The organism is Bacillus sp. 0102A (assembly GCF_036765155.1).
GTDB lineage: Bacteria > Bacillota > Bacilli > Bacillales > Bacillaceae > Bacillus > Bacillus subtilis_G.
In genome coordinates this window covers 34,182-55,947 of record NZ_JBAIZW010000011.1, presented here as the reverse complement: position 1 = coordinate 55,947, position 21,766 = coordinate 34,182, and the positions used below count along the sequence as shown (strand labels likewise).

At 42.9% G+C, this 21,766-nt stretch carries 21 protein-coding genes and 2 other annotated features; all 21 genes read left to right on the top strand.

Annotation, left to right across the window (positions count from 1 at the left end; translation table 11 throughout):
* Window positions 1-22: 22 nt before the first annotated feature.
* Window positions 23-1,477, top strand: a complete 1,455-nt coding sequence (gltX, locus tag V6D41_RS20365; protein ID WP_333519463.1) for a glutamate--tRNA ligase — start codon at window positions 23-25, stop codon at window positions 1,475-1,477.
* Window positions 1,476-1,706 (top strand) — a binding site (T-box leader). (Overlaps the previous gene by 2 nt.)
* 71 nt (window positions 1,707-1,777) lie before the next feature.
* Window positions 1,778-2,431: a serine O-acetyltransferase gene (gene cysE, locus V6D41_RS20360; RefSeq protein ID WP_333519462.1), complete on the top strand. Its 654-nt coding sequence runs from the start codon at window positions 1,778-1,780 to the stop codon at window positions 2,429-2,431.
* Window positions 2,428-3,828: a cysteine--tRNA ligase gene (cysS, locus tag V6D41_RS20355; RefSeq protein WP_333519461.1), complete on the top strand. Its 1,401-nt coding sequence runs from the start codon at window positions 2,428-2,430 to the stop codon at window positions 3,826-3,828. Before cysE ends, cysS begins: the two co-directional genes overlap by 4 nt.
* A 4-nt stretch (window positions 3,829-3,832) precedes the next feature.
* Window positions 3,833-4,264 (top strand): mini-ribonuclease 3, encoded by a 432-nt coding sequence (locus tag V6D41_RS20350; protein WP_087991680.1) that lies wholly within the window; start codon window positions 3,833-3,835, stop codon window positions 4,262-4,264.
* Complete coding sequence (gene rlmB, locus V6D41_RS20345) at window positions 4,248-4,997, top strand: 23S rRNA (guanosine(2251)-2'-O)-methyltransferase RlmB (protein WP_333519460.1); 750 nt, start codon at window positions 4,248-4,250, stop codon at window positions 4,995-4,997. The genes V6D41_RS20350 and rlmB overlap by 17 nt, the downstream gene beginning before the upstream one ends.
* Before the next feature lie 6 nt (window positions 4,998-5,003).
* Window positions 5,004-5,516 carry a ribosome-dependent mRNA decay endonuclease Rae1/YacP gene (gene rae1 / locus V6D41_RS20340; protein WP_003225756.1) on the top strand — a complete coding sequence of 171 codons (513 nt, stop codon included), beginning with the start codon at window positions 5,004-5,006 and terminating at the stop codon, window positions 5,514-5,516.
* 62 nt (window positions 5,517-5,578) lie between these two features.
* Complete coding sequence (gene sigH / locus V6D41_RS20335; protein ID WP_087991681.1) at window positions 5,579-6,235, top strand: RNA polymerase sporulation sigma factor SigH; 657 nt, start codon at window positions 5,579-5,581, stop codon at window positions 6,233-6,235.
* A gap of 92 nt (window positions 6,236-6,327) precedes the next feature.
* Window positions 6,328-6,477 (top strand): 50S ribosomal protein L33, encoded by a 150-nt coding sequence (rpmG, locus tag V6D41_RS20330; protein WP_003156421.1) that lies wholly within the window; start codon window positions 6,328-6,330, stop codon window positions 6,475-6,477.
* A 33-nt stretch (window positions 6,478-6,510) separates the two neighbouring features.
* A complete protein-coding gene (secE, locus tag V6D41_RS20325; protein WP_010327716.1) occupies window positions 6,511-6,690 on the top strand; it encodes a preprotein translocase subunit SecE in 180 nt (59 codons plus the stop codon).
* A gap of 177 nt (window positions 6,691-6,867) precedes the next feature.
* Entirely contained in the window at window positions 6,868-7,401 is a 534-nt protein-coding gene (gene nusG / locus V6D41_RS20320; RefSeq protein WP_010332761.1) for a transcription termination/antitermination protein NusG, read from the top strand.
* Between the two features lie 167 nt (window positions 7,402-7,568).
* On the top strand, window positions 7,569-7,994 hold the full coding sequence (gene rplK, locus V6D41_RS20315) for a 50S ribosomal protein L11 (protein ID WP_003156430.1): 426 nt from the start codon (window positions 7,569-7,571) through the stop codon (window positions 7,992-7,994).
* 94 nt (window positions 7,995-8,088) lie between these two features.
* Complete coding sequence (gene rplA, locus V6D41_RS20310) at window positions 8,089-8,787, top strand: 50S ribosomal protein L1 (RefSeq protein WP_010327718.1); 699 nt, start codon at window positions 8,089-8,091, stop codon at window positions 8,785-8,787.
* Between the two features lie 45 nt (window positions 8,788-8,832).
* Window positions 8,833-8,973 (top strand) — a sequence feature (ribosomal protein L10 leader region).
* A gap of 65 nt (window positions 8,974-9,038) precedes the next feature.
* Window positions 9,039-9,539: a 50S ribosomal protein L10 gene (gene rplJ / locus V6D41_RS20305; protein ID WP_087991682.1), complete on the top strand. Its 501-nt coding sequence runs from the start codon at window positions 9,039-9,041 to the stop codon at window positions 9,537-9,539.
* A gap of 45 nt (window positions 9,540-9,584) precedes the next feature.
* On the top strand, window positions 9,585-9,956 hold the full coding sequence (gene rplL / locus V6D41_RS20300; protein WP_003156436.1) for a 50S ribosomal protein L7/L12: 372 nt from the start codon (window positions 9,585-9,587) through the stop codon (window positions 9,954-9,956).
* An 89-nt stretch (window positions 9,957-10,045) separates the two neighbouring features.
* Window positions 10,046-10,651, top strand: a complete 606-nt coding sequence (locus tag V6D41_RS20295) for a class I SAM-dependent methyltransferase (protein ID WP_253268769.1) — start codon at window positions 10,046-10,048, stop codon at window positions 10,649-10,651.
* Window positions 10,652-10,896: 245 nt separating this feature from the next.
* Window positions 10,897-14,478 (top strand): DNA-directed RNA polymerase subunit beta, encoded by a 3,582-nt coding sequence (gene rpoB, locus V6D41_RS20290; protein WP_333519459.1) that lies wholly within the window; start codon window positions 10,897-10,899, stop codon window positions 14,476-14,478.
* 61 nt (window positions 14,479-14,539) lie between these two features.
* Complete coding sequence (gene rpoC, locus V6D41_RS20285) at window positions 14,540-18,139, top strand: DNA-directed RNA polymerase subunit beta' (RefSeq protein ID WP_087991685.1); 3,600 nt, start codon at window positions 14,540-14,542, stop codon at window positions 18,137-18,139.
* A gap of 177 nt (window positions 18,140-18,316) precedes the next feature.
* A complete protein-coding gene (locus V6D41_RS20280) occupies window positions 18,317-18,565 on the top strand; it encodes a 50S ribosomal protein L7ae-like protein (protein ID WP_333519458.1) in 249 nt (82 codons plus the stop codon).
* A gap of 115 nt (window positions 18,566-18,680) precedes the next feature.
* On the top strand, window positions 18,681-19,097 hold the full coding sequence (rpsL, locus tag V6D41_RS20275; protein WP_003156445.1) for a 30S ribosomal protein S12: 417 nt from the start codon (window positions 18,681-18,683) through the stop codon (window positions 19,095-19,097).
* 41 nt (window positions 19,098-19,138) lie between these two features.
* Window positions 19,139-19,609, top strand: a complete 471-nt coding sequence (gene rpsG, locus V6D41_RS20270; protein ID WP_003156447.1) for a 30S ribosomal protein S7 — start codon at window positions 19,139-19,141, stop codon at window positions 19,607-19,609.
* Window positions 19,610-19,662: 53 nt separating this feature from the next.
* Window positions 19,663-21,741 (top strand): elongation factor G, encoded by a 2,079-nt coding sequence (gene fusA / locus V6D41_RS20265; protein WP_087991687.1) that lies wholly within the window; start codon window positions 19,663-19,665, stop codon window positions 21,739-21,741.
* Window positions 21,742-21,766: the final 25 nt, after the last annotated feature.

The window sequence follows — 21,766 nt, the reverse complement described above, 5'->3', positions numbered from 1 at the left end:
ACATGAAAGGAAGTATTTGAAAATGGGAAACGAAGTACGCGTCCGTTATGCACCGAGTCCAACCGGACATTTGCATATTGGAAATGCCAGAACGGCGCTTTTTAATTATTTATTTGCCCGCAACCAAGGCGGTAAGTTTATTATTCGTGTTGAGGACACTGATAAAAAGCGCAATATTGAGGGCGGAGAACAAAGCCAGCTGAATTATCTGAAATGGCTTGGTATTGACTGGGATGAGAGTGTCGATGTCGGCGGTGAATACGGTCCATATCGTCAGTCAGAGCGTAACGATATCTATAAAGTGTACTATGAAGAGCTGCTTGAAAAAGGGCTTGCTTATAAATGTTACTGTACGGAAGAAGAGCTTGAAAAAGAGCGTGAAGAACAGATTGCTCGCGGAGAAATGCCGCGCTATTCCGGCAAACACAGAAATCTGACTCAGGAAGAACAGGAGGAATTTATTGCTGAAGGCAGAAAGCCGAGTATTCGTTTCCGCGTGCCGGAAGGAAAAGTCATCGCCTTCAATGATATCGTAAAAGGCGAAATTACTTTCGAGTCAGATGGCATTGGCGACTTTGTTATTGTGAAAAAAGACGGAACGCCGACTTACAACTTCGCGGTAGCTATCGATGACTACTTAATGAAAATGACACATGTGCTGCGCGGTGAGGATCATATTTCTAACACACCGAAACAAATTATGATCTACCAAGCATTCGGATGGGATGTTCCTCGGTTCGGGCACATGACGCTGATCGTCAATGAAAGCCGTAAAAAGCTCAGCAAACGCGATGAGTCCATTATTCAATTCATCGAGCAGTATAAAGAGCTTGGCTACTTGCCAGAAGCGCTGTTCAACTTTATCGGCCTGCTTGGCTGGTCACCGGTTGGAGAAGAAGAGCTATTCGCAAGAGAACAGTTTATTGACATTTTTGATGTAAACCGTTTATCTAAATCACCAGCTTTGTTTGATATGCATAAGCTAAAATGGGTTAACAACCAATATGTGAAGAAGCTGGATCTTGATCAGGTTGTTGAACTGACTCTTCCGCATTTGCAAAAGGCCGGAAAAGTCGGTACTGAGCTTTCTGCTGAAGAACAAGAATGGGTTCGTAAACTGATTTCCCTTTACCATGAGCAATTAAGCTACGGTGCGGAAATTGTTGAGCTGACTGATTTGTTCTTTACGGATAAGATCGAGTATAATCAAGAAGCAAAAGCTGTTCTGGAAGAGGAACAGGTTCCTGAAGTGCTCAGCACATTCGCTGCGAAGCTTGAAGAGCTTGAGGAGTTCACTCCGGATAACATCAAAGCATCGATCAAAGCAGTGCAGAAAGAAACTGGCCATAAAGGGAAAAAACTGTTTATGCCGATCCGTGTTGCTGTAACAGGTCAGACTCACGGTCCGGAACTGCCGCAATCAATTGAATTGATCGGTAAAGAGATTGCGATTCAGCGTTTAAAAACATCTAAATAGATGATTGTTGACAGGGAAGAGTATAAAGCTTTAGGCCATTACAGAAAGGATCTTCATTGGCTGAGAGAGATCCATGAGCCGGGTTTTAGAAGTGCGCCCTTAAGACCTTTGAAGAACATTTTTCGAAATCAGTATTCAAAGGCGGCCGCCGCCGTTACAGGCTGAAGTTGGGAGAGCAGAAGTCTGCTTTTCAAACAGAGTGGAACCGCGCGGTTAAAGCGTCTCTGTCATGTTAACATGCAGAGGCGCTTTTTTTTATTGGGTAGAGGAAATCAGATAGAGAGAAATGGGGGGAAGCATGTGTTTTTTAGAATGCTCAAAGAAGACATTGATACAGTGTTCGATCAAGATCCAGCAGCAAGAAGCTATTTTGAAGTGATTTTAACTTATTCCGGTTTACATGCTATATGGGCGCATCGGATTGCACATGCTTTATATAAACGAAAATTTTATTTCCTTGCACGCCTAATATCTCAAGTAAGCCGATTTTTTACCGGGATCGAAATCCATCCCGGCGCTACAATTGGGAGAAAATTTTTCATAGATCACGGTATGGGAGTTGTCATTGGGGAGACATGTGAAATCGGCAATAACGTCACCGTTTTTCAGGGGGTTACCCTCGGGGGGACGGGGAAAGAAAAGGGAAAAAGACACCCAACGATTAAAGATGACGCATTGATAGCCACAGGTGCTAAAGTGCTTGGTTCAATTACTGTCGGTGAAGGCTCAAAAATTGGTGCCGGTTCAGTAGTGCTGCATGATGTTCCTGATTTTTCAACAGTTGTCGGCATCCCTGGACGGGTCGTTGTACAAAATGGCAAGAAAGTAAGACGCGATTTGAACCATCAGGATTTACCCGATCCGGTTGCTGATCGATTTAAATTTTTGGAAGAGCAGATTTCAGAGCTGAAGGCAGAAATTGAAGACAGAAAAGAAAGGATCAATCAAAAATGACAATCACTCTTTATAATACATTGACTAGACAGAAGGAAACATTCGTCCCTCTTGAAGAGGGAAAAGTGAAAATGTACGTGTGCGGTCCGACGGTTTACAATTACATTCACATCGGGAACGCGCGTCCTGCTATTGTTTATGATACAGTTCGAAACTATCTGGAATATAAAGGATATGATGTGCAGTATGTTTCTAACTTTACAGACGTAGACGATAAATTAATTAAAGCGGCGAATGAACTTGGTGACGATGTACCTGCCATTTCAGAGCGTTTTATTAAAGCATACTTTGAAGATGTAGGTGCGCTCGGATGCCGTAAAGCCGACCTTCATCCGCGAGTGATGGAAAACATGGATGCGATTATCGAATTCGTAGATCAGCTCGTGAAAAAGGGCTACGCTTATGAATCAGAAGGTGACGTTTATTTCAAAACACGAGCATTTGAAGGGTACGGAAAGCTTTCTCAGCAATCCATTGATGAACTGAGATCAGGTGCACGCATCCGGGTCGGCGAGAAAAAAGAAGATGCTCTTGATTTTGCGCTGTGGAAAGCGGCAAAAGACGGAGAAATCTCTTGGGATAGCCCTTGGGGTAAAGGGCGTCCGGGCTGGCATATTGAATGCTCAGCGATGGTGAAAAAGTATCTGGGTGACCAAATTGATATTCATGCGGGCGGTCAGGATTTAACATTCCCACACCATGAAAACGAAATCGCGCAATCTGAGGCACTGTCAGGCAAAACATTTGCGAAGTATTGGCTTCATAATGGCTATATCAATATTGATAATGAAAAAATGTCAAAATCACTAGGCAACTTTGTGCTTGTGCATGACATCATTAAACAGCATGATCCGAAGCTTCTGAGATTTTTTATGCTATCTGTTCATTATCGTCATCCGATTAACTATTCAGAAGAGCTTTTAGAGAATACAAAAAGTGCGTTCAACCGATTAAAAACAGCGTACAGCAACCTTAAGCACCGTCTGAACAGCAGTACGAATTTAACGGAAGATGACGATCAATGGCTTGAGAAAGTAGAGGACCACCGCAAAGCATTCGAAGAAGCGATGGACGATGATTTTAATACAGCGAATGCCATTTCTGTTTTATTCGACTTGGCGAAGCATGCTAATTATTATCTTCAGAAAGATCATACGGCTGATCATGTGATTACAGCATTTGTTGAGATGTTTGACCGCATTGTTGCTGTCCTCGGCTTTTCATTGGGTGAGCAGGAACTGCTTGATCAAGAGATTGAAGACTTAATTGAAAAAAGAAATGAAGCGCGCCGGAACCGCGATTTTGCATTATCAGATCAGATCCGCGACCAGCTGAAAAGCATGAATATCATTCTTGAAGATACGGCTCAAGGCACTCGCTGGAAACGGGGAGAATAGTCGGATGCTTGATTTTGAGACGATAAAAGATTCAAAGCAGCTTAACGGTCTTGCGCTTGCTTATATAGGTGATGCCATTTTTGAAGTGTATGTCAGGCATCACCTGCTTAAGCAGGGCTTTACCAAACCAAATGATCTTCATAAGAAATCAAGCCGGATTGTTTCGGCAAAGTCACAGGCTGAGATCCTATTCTTTCTGCAGGATCAATCATTTTTTACGGAAGAAGAGGAAGCGGTGCTGAAAAGAGGCAGAAATGCCAAGTCGGGAACGACACCTAAAAATACAGATGTTCAGACGTACCGCTACAGTACGGCATTTGAAGCGCTGCTTGGCTACCTTTTTCTAGAGAAAAAAGAGGATAGACTTAGTCAGCTCGTTGCCGAAGCTATACAATTCGGGACGTCAGGGAGGAAAACAAATGAGTCAGCAACATGATTACGTCATAGGAAAAAATGCAGTGATCGAAACGTTAAAATCAGATCGGAAGCTGTATAAGCTGTGGATGGCGGAAAACACCGTAAAGGGACAAGCACAGCAGGTGATTGAACTTGCGAAAAAGCAGGGAATCACGATTCAATATGTCCCGAGAAAAAAACTCGATCAAATGGTGACAGGGCAGCATCAAGGCGTAGTGGCACAGGTTGCCGCTTATGAATATGCGGAACTGGATGATTTATATAAAGCAGCCGAAGAAAAAAATGAACAGCCTTTCTTCCTTATTTTGGACGAACTTGAAGACCCTCATAATCTTGGTTCCATTATGAGAACAGCTGATGCGGTCGGCGCCCATGGCATCGTGATTCCAAAACGGAGAGCTGTCGGGCTGACAACAACAGTGGCAAAAGCATCAACAGGCGCGATCGAGCATATCCCTGTGGTGAAAGTCACCAATCTGGCACGAACGTTAGAAGAGATGAAAGAGCGGGGTATCTGGGTTGTCGGAACGGATGCGTCTGCGCGTGAGGATTACCGCAATATGGACGGCAATATGCCTTTGGCTTTAGTTATCGGAAGTGAAGGAAAAGGGATGGGCCGCCTCGTTAAAGAAAAGTGTGATTTTCTCATTAAACTCCCGATGGCCGGGAAGGTAACTTCACTGAATGCATCTGTAGCGGCTGGTCTTTTGATGTATGAAGTCTATCGGAAACGAAACCCTCTGGGAGAATAAAGACTTATGGATATCCTGTTAGTAGACGGATACAACATGATTGGAGCCTGGCCGCAGCTGAAGGATTTAAAAGCGAACAGTTTTGAAGAGGCGAGAGACGTACTGATTCAGAAAATGGCGGAATATCAATCGTATACAGGAAACAGGGTTATTGTTGTTTTTGACGCGCATCTCGTAAAAGGGCTTGAGAAAAAACAGACCAACCACAGAGTTGAAGTGATTTTTACAAAAGAAAATGAAACGGCTGATGAGCGGATAGAAAAGCTTGCTCAGGCGTTGAATAATATCGCGACTCAAATTCATGTCGCGACCTCTGATTATACTGAACAGTGGGCGATTTTCGGACAGGGGGCATTGCGGAAATCGGCCCGGGAGCTTTTGAGAGAGGTAGAAGCGATTGAAAGGCGAATAGAGAGACGGGTCAGAAAAATCACTTCTGAAAAGCCGGCGGGTAAAATTGCTTTATCGGAAGAGGTTTTGAAAACGTTTGAAAAGTGGAGGCGGGGGGACTTAGATTAAGTTGACGCTTTTTTGCCCAATACTGTATAATATTTCTATCTACGTGCGCCGGGGGGATCGGAGTGAATCTACAGAACAACAAGGGAAAATTCAACAAAGAACAGTTTTGTCAGTTGGAGGACGAGCAGGTCATTGAAAAGGTTCATGTTGGGGACAGTGATGCGTTAGATTACTTGATTACAAAGTACCGAAACTTTGTTCGGGCAAAAGCAAGATCCTATTTTTTAATAGGAGCGGACAGAGAGGATATTGTTCAGGAAGGTATGATAGGCCTTTATAAGTCTATTCGCGACTTTAAAGAGGACAAGCTTACCTCATTCAAAGCTTTCGCAGAATTATGTATTACCCGCCAAATTATTACCGCAATAAAGACAGCTACTCGCCAGAAACACATTCCTTTGAATTCCTACGTCTCATTAGATAAACCGATTTTTGATGAAGAATCAGACCGAACGCTGCTTGATGTCATTTCAGGAGCGAAAACCTTAAATCCTGAGGAAATGATCATCAACCAGGAAGAATTTGATGATATTGAAATGAAAATGGGCGAAATATTAAGTGATTTAGAGAGAAAAGTACTCGTCTTATATCTTGATGGGAGAAGTTACCAAGAGATTTCTGATGAACTGAACCGGCATGTGAAATCGATCGATAATGCCCTTCAGCGTGTGAAACGCAAGCTGGAGAAGTACTTGGAAATTCGGGAAATCAGTTTTTGATAGGGATTTAAGTTATATTGACAGTATTTTTCTGACTGTGATATGTTACTAAAGATAAGAACTAATGTCTATTTAGAAAAAGGTGTAATGACATGAGAAAAAAGATTACCTTGGCATGCAAGACTTGCGGAAACCGTAATTATACGACAATGAAGAGCTCTGCATCAGCGGCTGAGCGATTAGAAGTAAAGAAATACTGCAGTACTTGCAATTCACATACAGCTCATCTTGAAACAAAATAGTTTTTGCGCTTTTAAATTGTGGAGGTCTTTTACATGCGTATTATGAGATTCTTTAAAGATGTTGGGAAAGAAATGAAAAAGGTAAGCTGGCCTAAAGGAAAAGAGTTAACGCGTTATACCATTACGGTGATTTCAACAGTTATCTTTTTTATTATCTTTTTTGCCCTCCTTGATACAGGAATTTCTCAATTAATTCGTTTAATAGTTGAATAATGATCAGCAATACGTGCTATAATAGATCATAATATCACTTGCCAAAACCCGTTCAGCGGGTTTTTTATTGTGGCTTAAAATGAAAGTTATCATAGGCTTGACGCCTATTTTTTGAGCGTTATGGTAATTCACTAAAACCAAATGCGGGGAGGGAAGGACTGGACAGTCCTGAAGAGAATGGAAAAGAATTGGTATGTTGTTCACACGTACTCTGGTTATGAGAATAAAGTAAAAGCCAACTTGGAAAAACGTGTTGAATCAATGGGGATGCAAGATAAAATTTTCCGTGTAGTCGTACCTGAAGAAGAAGAAACGGATATCAAAAACGGCAAGAAAAAAGTGGTGAAAAAGAAAGTATTCCCTGGTTATGTGCTTGTTGAAATCGTAATGACAGACGACTCTTGGTATGTTGTCCGCAACACGCCGGGTGTTACTGGTTTTGTAGGATCTGCCGGCTCTGGTTCAAAACCTACGGCGCTTCTTCCGGGCGAAGCAGAAACCATTCTGAAGAGAATGGGCATGGACGAACGCAAAACGGACATTGACTTTGAACTGAAAGAGACAGTGAAAGTAATAGACGGACCTTTTGCTAACTTTACTGGGTCAATTGAAGAGATTGATTATGATAAAAGCAAGGTCAAAGTTTTCGTTAATATGTTCGGCCGGGAAACGCCGGTTGAGCTGGAATTTACCCAAATCGATAAATTGTAATGTGAAAAAACTTGAAATTGCTATATATAAATGATAATATAGCAAAGGTACGTCTTGGACTTATCCAAGGCAACTAGCTTGATATTTCGTCATTCATATAAAGAATGAAACCTTGAGTGGGAGGGTTTACCCTATTACCACATCACGGACTTAAGGAGGTGTGTCTCGTGGCTAAAAAAGTAGTAAAAGTTGTAAAATTGCAAATTCCTGCTGGAAAAGCTAACCCAGCACCACCAGTTGGACCTGCACTTGGTCAAGCCGGTGTTAACATCATGGGATTCTGTAAGGAGTTCAACGCTCGTACAGCTGACCAAGCTGGTTTAATTATTCCTGTTGAAATTTCGGTTTACGAAGACCGTTCATTTACATTTATTACAAAAACTCCACCTGCTGCTGTATTGCTTAAAAAAGCGGCTGGAATTGAGTCTGGTTCTGGTGAACCAAACCGTAATAAAGTGGCAACCGTTAAGCGCGATAAAGTACGCGAAATCGCTGAAACGAAAATGCCTGACTTAAACGCAGCAGACGTTGAAGCGGCAATGCGCATGGTTGAAGGTACTGCACGCAGTATGGGTATTGTAATCGAGGATTAATTTGTTTCTTGTCGGGTTGCGAGTTTTAACAAGTTCGCAACCCTTATTCGTGGGAGGTTATTCCGCTATAACCACATAAGGAGGAAATTTTAAAATGGCTAAAAAAGGTAAAAAGTACGCTGAAGCTGCTAAGCTTGTAGATCGTTCAAAAGCTTACGACGTTTCTGAAGCAGTAGCTCTCGTTAAAAAAACAAACACAGCTAAATTCGACGCTACAGTTGAAGTGGCTTTCCGTCTTGGGGTTGACCCTCGTAAAAACGACCAGCAAATCCGTGGAGCAGTTGTGCTTCCAAACGGAACTGGTAAAACTCAGCGCGTTCTCGTTTTCGCAAAAGGCGAAAAAGCGAAAGAAGCTGAAGCTGCTGGTGCAGATTTCGTTGGCGATACTGACTACATCAACAAAATTCAACAAGGCTGGTTCGATTTTGATGTAATCGTAGCAACACCTGACATGATGGGTGAAGTTGGTAAAATCGGCCGTGTACTTGGACCAAAAGGTTTAATGCCAAACCCTAAAACTGGTACAGTTACTTTCGAAGTTGAAAAAGCAATCGGCGAAATCAAAGCTGGTAAAGTTGAATACCGCGTTGATAAAGCTGGAAACATTCATGTTCCTATCGGTAAAGTTTCTTTCGAGGATGAAAAACTTGTTGAGAACTTCACAACAATGTACGATACAATCCTGAAAGCTAAACCTGCTGCAGCAAAAGGCGTTTACGTGAAAAACGTTGCGGTAACTTCTACTATGGGACCTGGTGTCAAAGTAGACTCTTCAACTTTCAACGTAAAATAATATTGACACGACATCAACATTCTGATATTATTCAAAATGTTGTAAAATAGAATATCATTTATACCGTAGACAGTAGGGGCCTAACCGCTTAATTTTCCTACCGAGGTGTATATTATCACAGCTATTACGTTACGTATGCTTGTATATACAGCCTCCATGTCTCATGGAGGCTTTTTATATGGAATCCGTCGTCTCGGTCGTGATCACCTAACGGTATAAGTGTTACACAAGAATCTACAGGAGGTGTAACCATGAGCAGCGCAATTGAAACAAAAAAAGTTGTTGTTGAAGAAATTGCTTCTAAACTGAAAGAAAGTAAATCAACGATCATCGTTGACTACCGCGGACTTACCGTTTCTGAAGTAACAGAACTTCGTAAACAGCTTCGCGAAGCTAACGTTGAGTTCAAAGTTTACAAAAATACGATGACTCGCCGTGCGGTTGAACAAGCTGAGCTTAATGGTTTGAATGATTTCTTAACTGGACCGAACGCGATCGCATTCAGTACTGAAGATGTTGTCGCTCCGGCTAAAGTTCTTAATGACTTCGCTAAAAATCACGAAGCTCTTGAAATTAAAGCTGGCGTTATCGAAGGCAAAGTTTCTAGTGTTGAAGAAGTGAAAGCTCTTGCTGAACTTCCATCACGCGATGGCTTGCTTTCTATGTTGCTTAGCGTACTTCAAGCTCCAGTTCGCAACTTTGCTCTTGCTGCAAAAGCTGTGGCAGAACAAAAAGAAGAACAAGGCGCTTAATCTAATTATCTTTTCATAAATTAAACCAAAATGGAGGAATTACAAATGGCTTTAAATATCGAAGAAATCATTGCTTCCGTTAAAGAAGCAACTGTACTTGAATTGAACGACCTAGTAAAAGCAATCGAAGAAGAGTTTGGCGTAACTGCTGCTGCTCCTGTAGCTGTAGCTGGTGGAGCTGCTGCAGGCGGAGCTGCTGAAGAGCAAAGCGAATTCGACCTTATCCTTGCTGGTGCAGGTTCTCAAAAAATCAAAGTTATCAAAGTTGTACGTGAAATCACTGGTCTTGGCTTGAAAGAAGCTAAAGAACTTGTTGACAACACTCCAAAACCACTTAAAGAAGGTATTGCTAAAGAAGAAGCTGAAGAGCTTAAAGCTAAACTTGAAGAAGTTGGCGCTTCTGTAGAAGTTAAGTAATCTTCACTTACCTGTAGGGGGAGCTCGCTTTTATGAGGCGGGCTTTTTCTTTGCCATTCTTTATGCCATTACAAAAGGAGGTTCTAATAATGAGTGAGCATTATTATTCAGATAAACCTTCAGTTAAAAGCAACAAGCAAACCTGGTCTTTTAGGCTTCGTAAAAAAGATTTCACGTTTACCAGCGACAGCGGGGTTTTTTCTAAAAAGGAAGTTGATTTCGGCTCCCGCCTGCTGATTGATTCTTTTGAAGAGCCTGAAGTTGAGGGCGGCATTCTGGATGTTGGCTGCGGGTACGGCCCGATTGGTTTATCGCTCGCCAGCGACTTTAAAGACCGGACCATCCACATGATTGACGTTAATGAGAGAGCCGTAGAGCTATCAAATGAAAATGCGGAACAAAATGGAATAACAAACGTTAAGATTTATCAGAGTGATTTGTTTTCGAACGTTGATTCTGCTCAAACATTTGCTTCTATTCTTACAAATCCCCCAATCCGAGCCGGAAAAAAAGTTGTCCATGCTATCTTTGAGAAAAGCGCTGAACACTTAAAAACATCAGGTGAGTTGTGGATCGTCATACAGAAAAAGCAAGGCGCGCCTTCTGCCATTGAAAAGCTCGAGGAACTGTTTGATGAAGTTTCTGTCGTTCAAAAAAAGAAAGGCTATTATATCATTAAAGCAAAAAAAGTTTGACTCGGTATTTTAGCTATGTTAATATTATAAAATGCCAATGTATATATTTTGCTTGATATGATGAATTGTCAATATCTATGTATAAATTATACAAGTATGGAAATGCTAATAAAATCGGTATTTGTTTTTGGATGTGGTTTTCTTAATTAGAAACCCTTTTTTCTTTTGTCTTGTAAAAGTATTTTCTTTCTTTGGAAGAAATGCTTATTACACATATAATACGCATGATTTGAGGGGTGAATCAGTTGACAGGTCAACTAGTTCAGTATGGACGACACCGCCAGCGCAGAAGCTATGCTCGCATTAGCGAAGTGTTAGAATTACCAAATCTCATTGAAATTCAAACCTCTTCTTATCAGTGGTTTCTTGATGAGGGTCTTAGAGAGATGTTTCAAGACATATCGCCAATTGAGGATTTCACTGGTAACCTCTCTCTTGAGTTCATTGATTATAGTTTAGGTGAGCCTAAATATCCTGTAGAGGAATCAAAAGAACGTGATGTGACTTACTCAGCTCCGCTAAGAGTGAAGGTTCGTTTAATTAACAAAGAAACTGGAGAGGTAAAAGACCAAGATGTCTTCATGGGGGATTTCCCAATCATGACAGATACAGGTACTTTTATCATTAACGGTGCGGAACGCGTAATCGTTTCCCAGCTTGTTCGGTCTCCAAGTGTATATTTCAGTGGTAAAGTAGACAAAAACGGTAAAAAAGGTTTTACCGCTACTGTCATTCCAAACCGTGGCGCATGGTTAGAATACGAAACTGATGCGAAAGATGTTGTTTATGTCCGCATTGATCGCACACGTAAGTTGCCGGTTACGGTTCTTTTGCGTGCTCTCGGCTTCGGTTCCGATCAAGAGATTCTTGATCTCGTAGGAGAAAATGAATACCTGCGAAATACGCTTGATAAAGATAACACAGAAAATAGCGACAAAGCTTTGCTTGAAATTTACGAACGTCTCCGTCCTGGAGAGCCACCTACAGTTGAAAATGCGAAAAGCTTGCTTGATTCGCGTTTCTTTGATCCGAAACGTTACGATCTTGCAAATGTAGGACGCTATAAAATTAATAAAAAACTTCATATTAAGAATCGCCTCTTTAATCAGAGACTTGCTGAAACGCTTGTTGACCCTGAAACAGGAGAAATCCTGGCTGAAAAAGGTCAGATTCTTGATAGAAGAACACTTGATAAAGTACTGCCATACTTAGAAAACGGAATCGGTTTCAGAAAGCTGTATCCAAATGGCGGTGTTGTTGAAGATGAAGTAACTCTTCAATCGATTAAAATCTATGCTCCGACTGACCAAGAAGGAGAACAGGTTATCAATGTAATCGGCAATGCTTACATTGAAGAAGAGATTAAAAACATTACGCCTGCTGATATTATTTCCTCTATCAGCTACTTCTTCAACCTGCTGCACGGAGTAGGCGATACAGATGATATCGATCATCTTGGAAACCGCCGTTTGCGTTCTGTAGGTGAACTTCTCCAGAACCAATTCCGTATCGGGTTAAGCCGGATGGAGCGTGTGGTTCGTGAGAGAATGTCAATTCAAGATACGAATACAATTACGCCTCAGCAACTGATCAATATTCGTCCTGTTATTGCGTCCATTAAAGAGTTCTTTGGAAGCTCTCAGCTTTCCCAGTTCATGGACCAGACGAACCCGCTTGCTGAATTAACGCATAAGCGTCGTCTGTCAGCATTAGGACCAGGCGGATTGACACGTGAGCGTGCCGGAATGGAAGTGCGTGACGTTCACTACTCCCACTATGGCCGTATGTGTCCGATTGAAACACCTGAGGGTCCAAACATCGGTTTGATCAACTCGCTTTCATCTTATGCAAAAGTAAACCGTTTTGGTTTCATCGAAACGCCTTATCGCCGTGTTGACCCTGAAACAGGGAAGGTAACGGGCAGAATCGATTACTTAACTGCTGATGAAGAGGATAACTATGTTGTCGCTCAGGCGAACGCTCGTCTTGATGACGATGGCTCATTTATTGATGACAGCATCATAGCCCGTTTCCGCGGGGAGAACACCGTTGTTTCCAGAAACCGTGTGGATTACATGGATGTATCACCTAAGCAGGTTGTTTCTGCTGCGACAGCATGTATCCCGTTCCTAGAAAACGATGACTCCAACCGTGCCCTCATGGGAGCGAACATGCAACGTCAGGCTGTGCCTTTGATGCAGCCGGAAGCGCCGTTCGTTGGAACTGGTATGGAATATGTATCAGGTAAAGACTCTGGTGCCGCTGTTATTTGTAAACACCCTGGTATCGTTGAACGCGTAGAAGCGAAGAACGTTTGGGTTCGCCGTTATGAAGAAGTAGATGGTCAAAAAGTAAAAGGGAACCTGGATAAATACAGCATGCTGAAATTTGTCCGCTCCAACCAAGGTACTTGCTACAATCAACGTCCGATCGTAAGTGTCGGCGATGAAGTGGTAAAAGGAGAAATCCTTGCTGACGGTCCTTCTATGGAGCTTGGTGAACTTGCACTTGGCCGTAACGTAATGGTTGGCTTCATGACTTGGGATGGTTACAACTATGAGGATGCCATCATCATGAGTGAACGCCTTGTGAAGGATGATGTTTATACATCTATCCATATTGAAGAATATGAATCAGAAGCACGCGATACAAAACTTGGACCTGAAGAAATCACTCGCGATATTCCAAACGTCGGTGAAGATGCGCTTCGCAATCTTGATGACCGCGGAATCATCCGTATTGGGGCAGAAGTGAAAGACGGAGATCTTCTTGTTGGTAAAGTAACGCCTAAAGGTGTAACTGAACTGACTGCTGAAGAACGCCTGCTTCACGCCATCTTCGGTGAAAAGGCCCGCGAGGTTCGTGATACTTCTCTTCGTGTGCCTCACGGCGGCGGCGGAATTATCCACGACGTTAAAGTCTTCAATCGTGAAGACGGGGATGAACTTCCTCCAGGCGTTAACCAGTTGGTACGTGTGTATATCGTTCAGAAACGTAAGATTTCTGAAGGGGATAAAATGGCCGGTCGTCACGGTAACAAGGGTGTTATCTCTAAGATTCTTCCTGAAGAGGATATGCCTTACCTTCCTGACGGCACACCAATTGATATCATGCTTAACCCGCTGGGCGTACCATCACGTATGAACATCGGGCAGGTATTGGAGCTTCACATGGGTATGGCCGCTCGTTATCTCGGCATCCACATTGCGTCACCGGTATTTGACGGAGCGCGTGAAGAGGATGTTTGGGAAACACTTGAAGAAGCCGGAATGTCTCGTGACGCCAAAACGGTTCTTTACGACGGGCGTAGCGGAGAGCCGTTTGATAACCGTGTATCTGTCGGTATTATGTACATGATTAAATTGGCTCACATGGTTGACGATAAACTTCATGCGCGCTCTACAGGTCCTTACTCACTTGTTACGCAGCAGCCTCTTGGCGGTAAAGCGCAATTTGGCGGACAGCGTTTTGGTGAGATGGAGGTTTGGGCACTTGAAGCTTACGGTGCGGCTTACACTCTTCAAGAAATTCTGACTGTTAAATCTGATGACGTGGTTGGACGTGTGAAAACATACGAAGCCATCGTTAAAGGCGACAACGTTCCTGAACCAGGTGTTCCGGAATCATTCAAAGTATTAATCAAAGAACTTCAAAGCTTAGGTATGGATGTCAAAATCCTTTCTGGTAATGAAGAAGAAATAGAAATGAGAGATTTAGAAGACGAAGAAGATGCAAAACAAGCTGACGGCCTGGCGTTATCAGGTGATGAAGAGCCGGAGGAAACAGCATCTGCAGACGTTGAACGAGATGTAGTAACAAAAGAATAATCTCTAGTTATAAAGGCAAGTGACATCGGTTAATCCGAAGATAAAAAGGGAGGTAGGCCCCTTGCTAGATGTGAACAATTTTGAGTATATGAACATCGGTCTTGCTTCACCGGATAAAATCCGTTCATGGTCTTTTGGTGAAGTGAAAAAGCCTGAAACGATAAACTATCGTACGTTAAAACCTGAAAAGGACGGTCTATTCTGCGAACGCATTTTCGGACCGACTAAAGACTGGGAATGTCATTGCGGGAAGTACAAGCGAGTTCGTTATAAAGGCGTAGTTTGTGACCGCTGCGGAGTCGAAGTAACACGGGCTAAAGTCCGTCGTGAGAGAATGGGGCACATTGAACTGGCTGCCCCAGTTTCCCACATTTGGTATTTCAAAGGTATTCCAAGCCGTATGGGTCTTGTGCTGGATATGTCACCTCGTGCTTTAGAAGAAGTCATTTACTTTGCTTCTTACGTTGTAACTGATCCGGCAAACACACCGCTTGAAAAGAAACAGCTTCTGTCTGAGAAAGAATACCGTGCTTATCTCGATAAATACGGTAATAAATTCCAAGCATCTATGGGTGCAGAGGCGATTCATAAGCTTCTTCAAGATATTGATCTTGTAAAAGAAGTTGATATGTTAAAAGAAGAGCTGAAAACATCACAAGGGCAGCGCCGTACTCGTGCGATCAAACGCCTTGAAGTTTTAGAAGCCTTCCGTAACTCAGGAAACAAGCCTTCTTGGATGATCCTTGATGTGCTCCCTGTTATTCCTCCTGAGCTTAGACCGATGGTTCAGCTTGATGGCGGACGTTTTGCGACTTCTGATTTGAACGACCTTTATCGTCGTGTCATCAACCGTAATAATCGTTTGAAACGTCTTTTGGATCTTGGTGCACCTAGCATCATTGTTCAAAACGAAAAGCGTATGCTTCAAGAGGCTGTCGATGCCTTAATTGACAACGGCCGCCGCGGACGCCCTGTAACAGGTCCTGGTAACAGACCGTTAAAATCTCTTTCTCACATGTTGAAAGGGAAGCAAGGCCGTTTCCGTCAAAACCTTCTTGGTAAACGTGTCGATTACTCCGGACGTTCTGTAATCGTTGTTGGTCCTCATTTGAAAATGTACCAATGCGGATTGCCGAAGGAAATGGCGCTTGAACTTTTCAAACCTTTCGTTATGAAAGAGCTTGTTGAAAAAGGTCTTGCTCACAACATTAAGAGTGCGAAACGTAAAATTGAGCGCGTACAGCCTGAGGTATGGGATGTACTAGAATCAGTTATTAAGGAGCACCCGGTACTTCTGAACCGTGCCCCTACACTTCACAGACTAGGTATCCAAGCGTTTGAACCAACGCTTGTTGAAGGACGCGCAATCCGCCTTCACCCACTCGTATGTACAGCTTATAACGCTGACTTTGATGGTGACCAAATGGCGGTTCACGTACCATTATCTGCAGAAGCTCAAGCTGAAGCACGCATCTTGATGCTTGCCGCTCAGAACATCTTGAACCCTAAAGATGGTAAACCGGTTGTAACACCGTCTCAGGATATGGTACTGGGTAACTATTATCTGACACTTGAGCGTGCCGGTGCTGTCGGTGAAGGTATGGTTTTCAAGAATACAGACGAAGCGCTTCTTGCTTATCAAAACGGATATGTCCACCTTCATACGAGAGTAGCTGTTCCAGCTAGCTCCCTTAAGAATGTGACATTTACCGAAGAGCAGCGCTCAAAATTGTTAATTACAACTGTCGGTAAGCTTGTCTTCAATGAAATTCTGCCGGAATCATTCCCTTACATGAATGAACCAACGAAGAGCAACATTGAAGAGAAAACACCTGACCGTTTCTTCTTAGAAAAAGGTGCCGATGTTAAAGCTGCCATTGCACAGCAGCCAATCAATGCACCGTTTAAAAAAGGCATTTTGGGTAAAATCATCGCGGAAATCTTCAAACGATTCCATATCACGGAAACGTCTAAAATGCTTGACCGCATGAAAAACCTAGGTTTCAGATACTCTACAAAAGCTGGTATTACAGTTGGTGTTTCTGATATCGTCGTTCTCGATGATAAGCAAGAAATTCTTGAAGAAGCACAAGGTAAAGTTGATAACGTCATGAAGCAATTCCGACGTGGTCTAATCACTGAAGAAGAACGCTATGAGAGAGTTATCTCTATCTGGAGTGCTGCGAAAGACGTTATCCAAGGAAAACTAATGCAATCACTTGATGAGCTCAACCCAATCTACATGATGAGTGACTCTGGTGCCCGTGGTAACGCGTCTAACTTTACACAGCTTGCCGGAATGCGCGGTCTGATGGCCAACCCGGCTGGACGTATCATTGAATTGCCGATCAAATCAAGTTTCCGTGAAGGTCTGACAGTATTGGAGTACTTTATCTCTACTCACGGTGCGCGTAAAGGTCTTGCCGATACCGCCCTTAAAACAGCTGACTCAGGATACCTTACACGTCGTCTCGTTGACGTTGCACAGGATGTTATCATCCGTGAAACTGATTGCGGAACTGACCGAGGCATCCTTGCTAAGCCTCTTAAAGAAGGAACGGAAACCATTGAGCGCTTAGAAGAACGCTTAATTGGCCGGTTTGCACGAAAACAAGTGAAACACCCTGAAACAGGTGAAGTACTTGTCAATGAAAACGAACTGATCGATGAAGATAAAGCACTAGAGATTGTTGAAGCCGGCATTGAAGAAGTCTGGATTCGTTCTGCCTTCACATGTAATACGCCTCATGGTGTATGTAAACGATGCTATGGCCGAAATCTTGCAACTGGCTCCGATGTTGAAGTCGGTGAGGCTGTCGGTATCATTGCTGCCCAATCAATCGGTGAGCCTGGTACACAGTTAACAATGCGTACATTCCATACAGGCGGGGTTGCCGGAGACGATATCACACAGGGTCTTCCGCGTATCCAAGAGCTTTTCGAAGCGCGTAATCCGAAAGGTCAGGCAACAATTACAGAAATCGACGGTACAGTCGTTGAGATCAATGAAGTTCGTGATAAGCAACAGGAAATTGTGGTTCAAGGCGCAGTGGAAACACGTTCTTATACGGCACCTTATAACTCCCGTTTGAAAGTAGCGGAAGGAGATAAAATTACTCGAGGCCAAGTACTGACAGAAGGTTCAATCGATCCGAAAGAGCTTCTGAAAGTGACTGACATGACTGCTGTTCAAGAGTATCTTCTCCATGAGGTTCAAAAGGTTTATCGTATGCAGGGTGTTGAAATCGGTGATAAACACGTAGAAGTAATGGTTCGCCAGATGCTTCGCAAAGTCCGCGTGATTGATGCCGGTGACACTGATGTGCTTCCAGGTACATTGCTTGATATTCACCAATTTACTGAAGCGAACAAAAAGGTATTGCTTGAAGGTAATCGTCCTGCTACAGGCCGTCCTGTTTTACTCGGTATTACAAAAGCATCTCTTGAAACTGATTCATTCTTATCTGCTGCTTCCTTCCAGGAAACAACACGTGTCCTTACAGACGCAGCGATCAAAGGTAAGCGTGATGAGCTTCTCGGCTTGAAAGAGAATGTTATCATCGGTAAGCTTGTTCCGGCTGGTACAGGTATGATGAAATACCGAAAAGTAAAAACAGTTTCAAATGTTCAGCCGACTGATGACATGGTTCCGGTTGAATAATTGATTTAAAGCTGCTGAAAGACTGCAAAACAGTCTTTCAGCAGATATTTTTAATAAAAAATCACTCTATGAGAAGAACGAAACTAAAAAATGTCATACTATGTTGACATACGTCTCCTAGAATGATAATATAACCAAGGTGCTCGAAATAAACCTGTTACTTTGGAGGATGTATTTATGTCTTATGATAAAGTATCACAGGCCAGATCAATTATTATTGGTACGAAGCAAACAGTGAAAGCTCTAAAACGAGGTTCGGTAAAGGAAGTAGTCGTTGCAGAAGACGCAGATCCTATCCTTACGAAAAGTGTTATTACACTTGCGAAAGATCAGGGGATCGCAGTCTCAATGGTCGAATCCATGAAAAAGCTCGGCAAAGCCTGCGGAATTGAAGTAGGAGCAGCAGCTGTTGCCATTATGTTATAACGTACTTTTTTGTTTTTGCGTGAGATTTTTTCTCGTGTGAAGACATTGTTTTTTGCCTTTTGATGAACCACCTGGGTATGTGGGTTATAAAACGTAATGAAGGGAGGAAAAAATAATGCCTACAATCAATCAGCTAATTCGTAAAGGACGCGTGAGTAAAGTAGAAAACTCAAAGTCTCCTGCACTTAACAAAGGATACAACAGCTTTAAAAAAGAGCACACTAATGTATCTTCTCCACAAAAACGCGGGGTATGTACTCGTGTTGGTACAATGACACCGAAAAAACCGAACTCAGCACTTCGTAAATATGCTCGTGTTCGTTTGACTAACGGAATCGAGGTTACGGCTTACATTCCTGGTATCGGTCACAACCTGCAAGAGCACAGCGTTGTACTAATCCGCGGCGGACGTGTAAAAGACTTACCAGGGGTACGTTACCACATCGTTCGTGGTGCGCTTGACACTGCTGGAGTAGAAAACCGTGCGCAAGGCCGTTCTAAATACGGAACTAAACGTCCTAAAGCAAAATAATAAACACAAAAACGTAAAAATAATGAAGGGAGGATATTCAGATGCCACGTAAAGGTCCTGTAGCAAAAAGAGATGTTTTACCTGATCCGCTTTATAATTCTAAGCTTGTATCTCGTCTAATCAACAAAATGATGATCGATGGTAAAAAAGGTAAGTCTCAAACAATCCTATACAAGTCATTCGATATCATTAAAGAACGTACTGGCAATGATGCAATGGAGGTTTTCGAACAAGCATTGAAAAACATCATGCCTGTACTTGAAGTTAAAGCACGCCGTGTAGGTGGTGCGAACTACCAAGTTCCTGTAGAAGTTCGTCCTGAACGTCGTACTACTCTCGGACTTCGCTGGTTAGTAAACTATGCTCGTCTTCGCGGAGAAAAAACGATGGAAGAGCGTTTAGCTAACGAAATCCTTGACGCAGCTAACAATACTGGTGCTGCTGTTAAGAAACGTGAAGATACGCATAAGATGGCTGAAGCAAACAAAGCTTTTGCTCACTATCGCTGGTAGGTTTCATATATTTAAAAAACACAATTTCCTAATAAGGAAGGAGAAATTACCCAATGGCAAGAGAGTTCTCCTTAGATAAAACTCGTAATATCGGGATCATGGCTCACATTGATGCTGGTAAAACGACTACTACAGAACGTATCTTGTTCTACACAGGCCGTATCCACAAAATTGGTGAAACTCATGAAGGAGCTTCACAAATGGACTGGATGGAGCAGGAACAAGAACGCGGCATCACAATCACATCCGCTGCGACAACTGCGCAGTGGAAAGGATACCGCGTAAACATCATCGATACTCCAGGACACGTAGACTTCACAGTTGAAGTTGAACGTTCTCTTCGTGTACTTGATGGTGCGGTTGCCGTACTTGATGCACAATCAGGCGTTGAGCCTCAAACAGAAACAGTATGGCGCCAAGCAACAACTTACGGAGTTCCGCGTGTCGTATTTGTCAACAAAATGGACAAAATCGGCGCAGATTTCCTTTATTCTGTAGGTACTTTAAGAGACCGTCTTCAAGCTAACGCCCATGCAATCCAATTGCCAATCGGTGCTGAAGACAACTTCGAAGGTATCATCGACCTTGTAGAAAACGTTGCGTATTTCTACGAAGATGATCTTGGAACTCGTTCTGATGCGAAAGAAATCCCTGAAGAGTACAAAGAACAAGCCGAAGAGCTTCGTAACAGCTTAATTGAAGCTGTCGCAGAGCTTGATGAAGAGCTTATGGAAAAGTACCTCGAAGGTGAAGAAATCACAATCGACGAGTTGAAAGCTGCAATCCGTAAAGGTACTTTGAATGTTGAATTCTATCCAGTACTAGTCGGTTCTGCTTTCAAAAACAAAGGTGTTCAGCTTGTACTTGATGCAGTTCTTGACTACCTTCCTGCACCAACTGATGTTGCTGCAATCAAAGGTGTACGCCCGGATACTGATGAAGAGATTGTTCGTCATTCTTCTGATGAAGAGCCATTCTCTGCACTTGCATTTAAAGTAATGACTGACCCTTATGTTGGTAAGCTGACGTTCTTCCGTGTGTACTCTGGAACTCTTGATTCCGGTTCATACGTGAAAAACTCAACAAAAGGCAAACGTGAGCGTGTCGGACGTATCCTGCAAATGCATGCCAACAGCCGTGAAGAGATCGCTACTGTTTATGCAGGAGACATCGCAGCTGCTGTAGGTCTAAAAGATACATCTACTGGAGATACTCTATGTGACGAAAAGGATCTTGTAATCCTTGAATCAATGGAATTCCCAGAGCCGGTTATCGATGTAGCGATTGAGCCTAAATCAAAAGCTGACCAAGATAAAATGGGTATCGCTTTAGCGAAACTTGCTGAAGAAGATCCTACATTCCGTACTCAAACAAATCCGGAAACTGGTCAGACGATCATCTCTGGTATGGGTGAACTTCACCTCGATATCATTGTTGACCGTATGAAGCGTGAATTCAAAGTAGAAGCTAACGTAGGTGCTCCTCAAGTTGCGTACCGTGAAACATTCCGTTCAGGTGCAAAAGTTGAAGGTAAATTCGTACGTCAATCTGGTGGACGCGGTCAGTTCGGACACGTTTGGATTGAATTCGAACCTAATGAAGAAGGCGCTGGATTTGAATTCGAAAACGCAATCGTCGGTGGTGTTGTTCCTCGTGAATACATCCCAGCCGTACAAGCAGGTCTTGAAGACTCTCTTGAAAATGGTGTCTTAGCAGGATTCCCGCTAATTGACATCAAGGCAAAACTTTTTGATGGATCTTACCATGATGTTGACTCAAATGAAATGGCGTTTAAAGTCGCTGCTTCAATGGCATTGAAAAATGCAGTCAGCAAATGTAATCCTGTTCTTCTTGAACCAATTATGAAAGTTGAAGTTGTTATTCCTGAAGAATACATGGGAGACATCATGGGTGATGTTACTTCTCGTCGCGGACGCGTAGAAGGTATGGAAGCTCGCGGTAACGCACAAGTTGTTCGCGCGATGGTTCCTCTTGCTGAAATGTTCGGTTACGCTACTGCACTTCGTTCTAATACGCAAGGTCGCGGTACGTTCACTATGTTCATGGATCACTACGAAGAAGTACCGAAGAGCATTTCTGAAGAAATTATCAAAAAAAATAAAGGCGAATAATTGATTTTGCCTCTTAACTCAAGTA

Coding starts and splice junctions, on each gene's coding strand:
- gltX (WP_333519463.1), top strand. CDS start 23: ATGGGAAACGAAGTACGCGTCCGTTATGCACCGAGTCCAACCGGACAT.
- cysS (WP_333519461.1), top strand. CDS start 2,428: ATGACAATCACTCTTTATAATACATTGACTAGACAGAAGGAAACATTC.
- V6D41_RS20350 (WP_087991680.1), top strand. CDS start 3,833: ATGCTTGATTTTGAGACGATAAAAGATTCAAAGCAGCTTAACGGTCTT.
- rlmB (WP_333519460.1), top strand. CDS start 4,248: ATGAGTCAGCAACATGATTACGTCATAGGAAAAAATGCAGTGATCGAA.
- rae1 (WP_003225756.1), top strand. CDS start 5,004: ATGGATATCCTGTTAGTAGACGGATACAACATGATTGGAGCCTGGCCG.
- rpmG (WP_003156421.1), top strand. CDS start 6,328: ATGAGAAAAAAGATTACCTTGGCATGCAAGACTTGCGGAAACCGTAAT.
- secE (WP_010327716.1), top strand. CDS start 6,511: ATGCGTATTATGAGATTCTTTAAAGATGTTGGGAAAGAAATGAAAAAG.
- nusG (WP_010332761.1), top strand. CDS start 6,868: ATGGAAAAGAATTGGTATGTTGTTCACACGTACTCTGGTTATGAGAAT.
- rplA (WP_010327718.1), top strand. CDS start 8,089: ATGGCTAAAAAAGGTAAAAAGTACGCTGAAGCTGCTAAGCTTGTAGAT.
- rplJ (WP_087991682.1), top strand. CDS start 9,039: ATGAGCAGCGCAATTGAAACAAAAAAAGTTGTTGTTGAAGAAATTGCT.
- rplL (WP_003156436.1), top strand. CDS start 9,585: ATGGCTTTAAATATCGAAGAAATCATTGCTTCCGTTAAAGAAGCAACT.
- V6D41_RS20295 (WP_253268769.1), top strand. CDS start 10,046: ATGAGTGAGCATTATTATTCAGATAAACCTTCAGTTAAAAGCAACAAG.
- V6D41_RS20280 (WP_333519458.1), top strand. CDS start 18,317: ATGTCTTATGATAAAGTATCACAGGCCAGATCAATTATTATTGGTACG.
- rpsL (WP_003156445.1), top strand. CDS start 18,681: ATGCCTACAATCAATCAGCTAATTCGTAAAGGACGCGTGAGTAAAGTA.
- rpsG (WP_003156447.1), top strand. CDS start 19,139: ATGCCACGTAAAGGTCCTGTAGCAAAAAGAGATGTTTTACCTGATCCG.
- fusA (WP_087991687.1), top strand. CDS start 19,663: ATGGCAAGAGAGTTCTCCTTAGATAAAACTCGTAATATCGGGATCATG.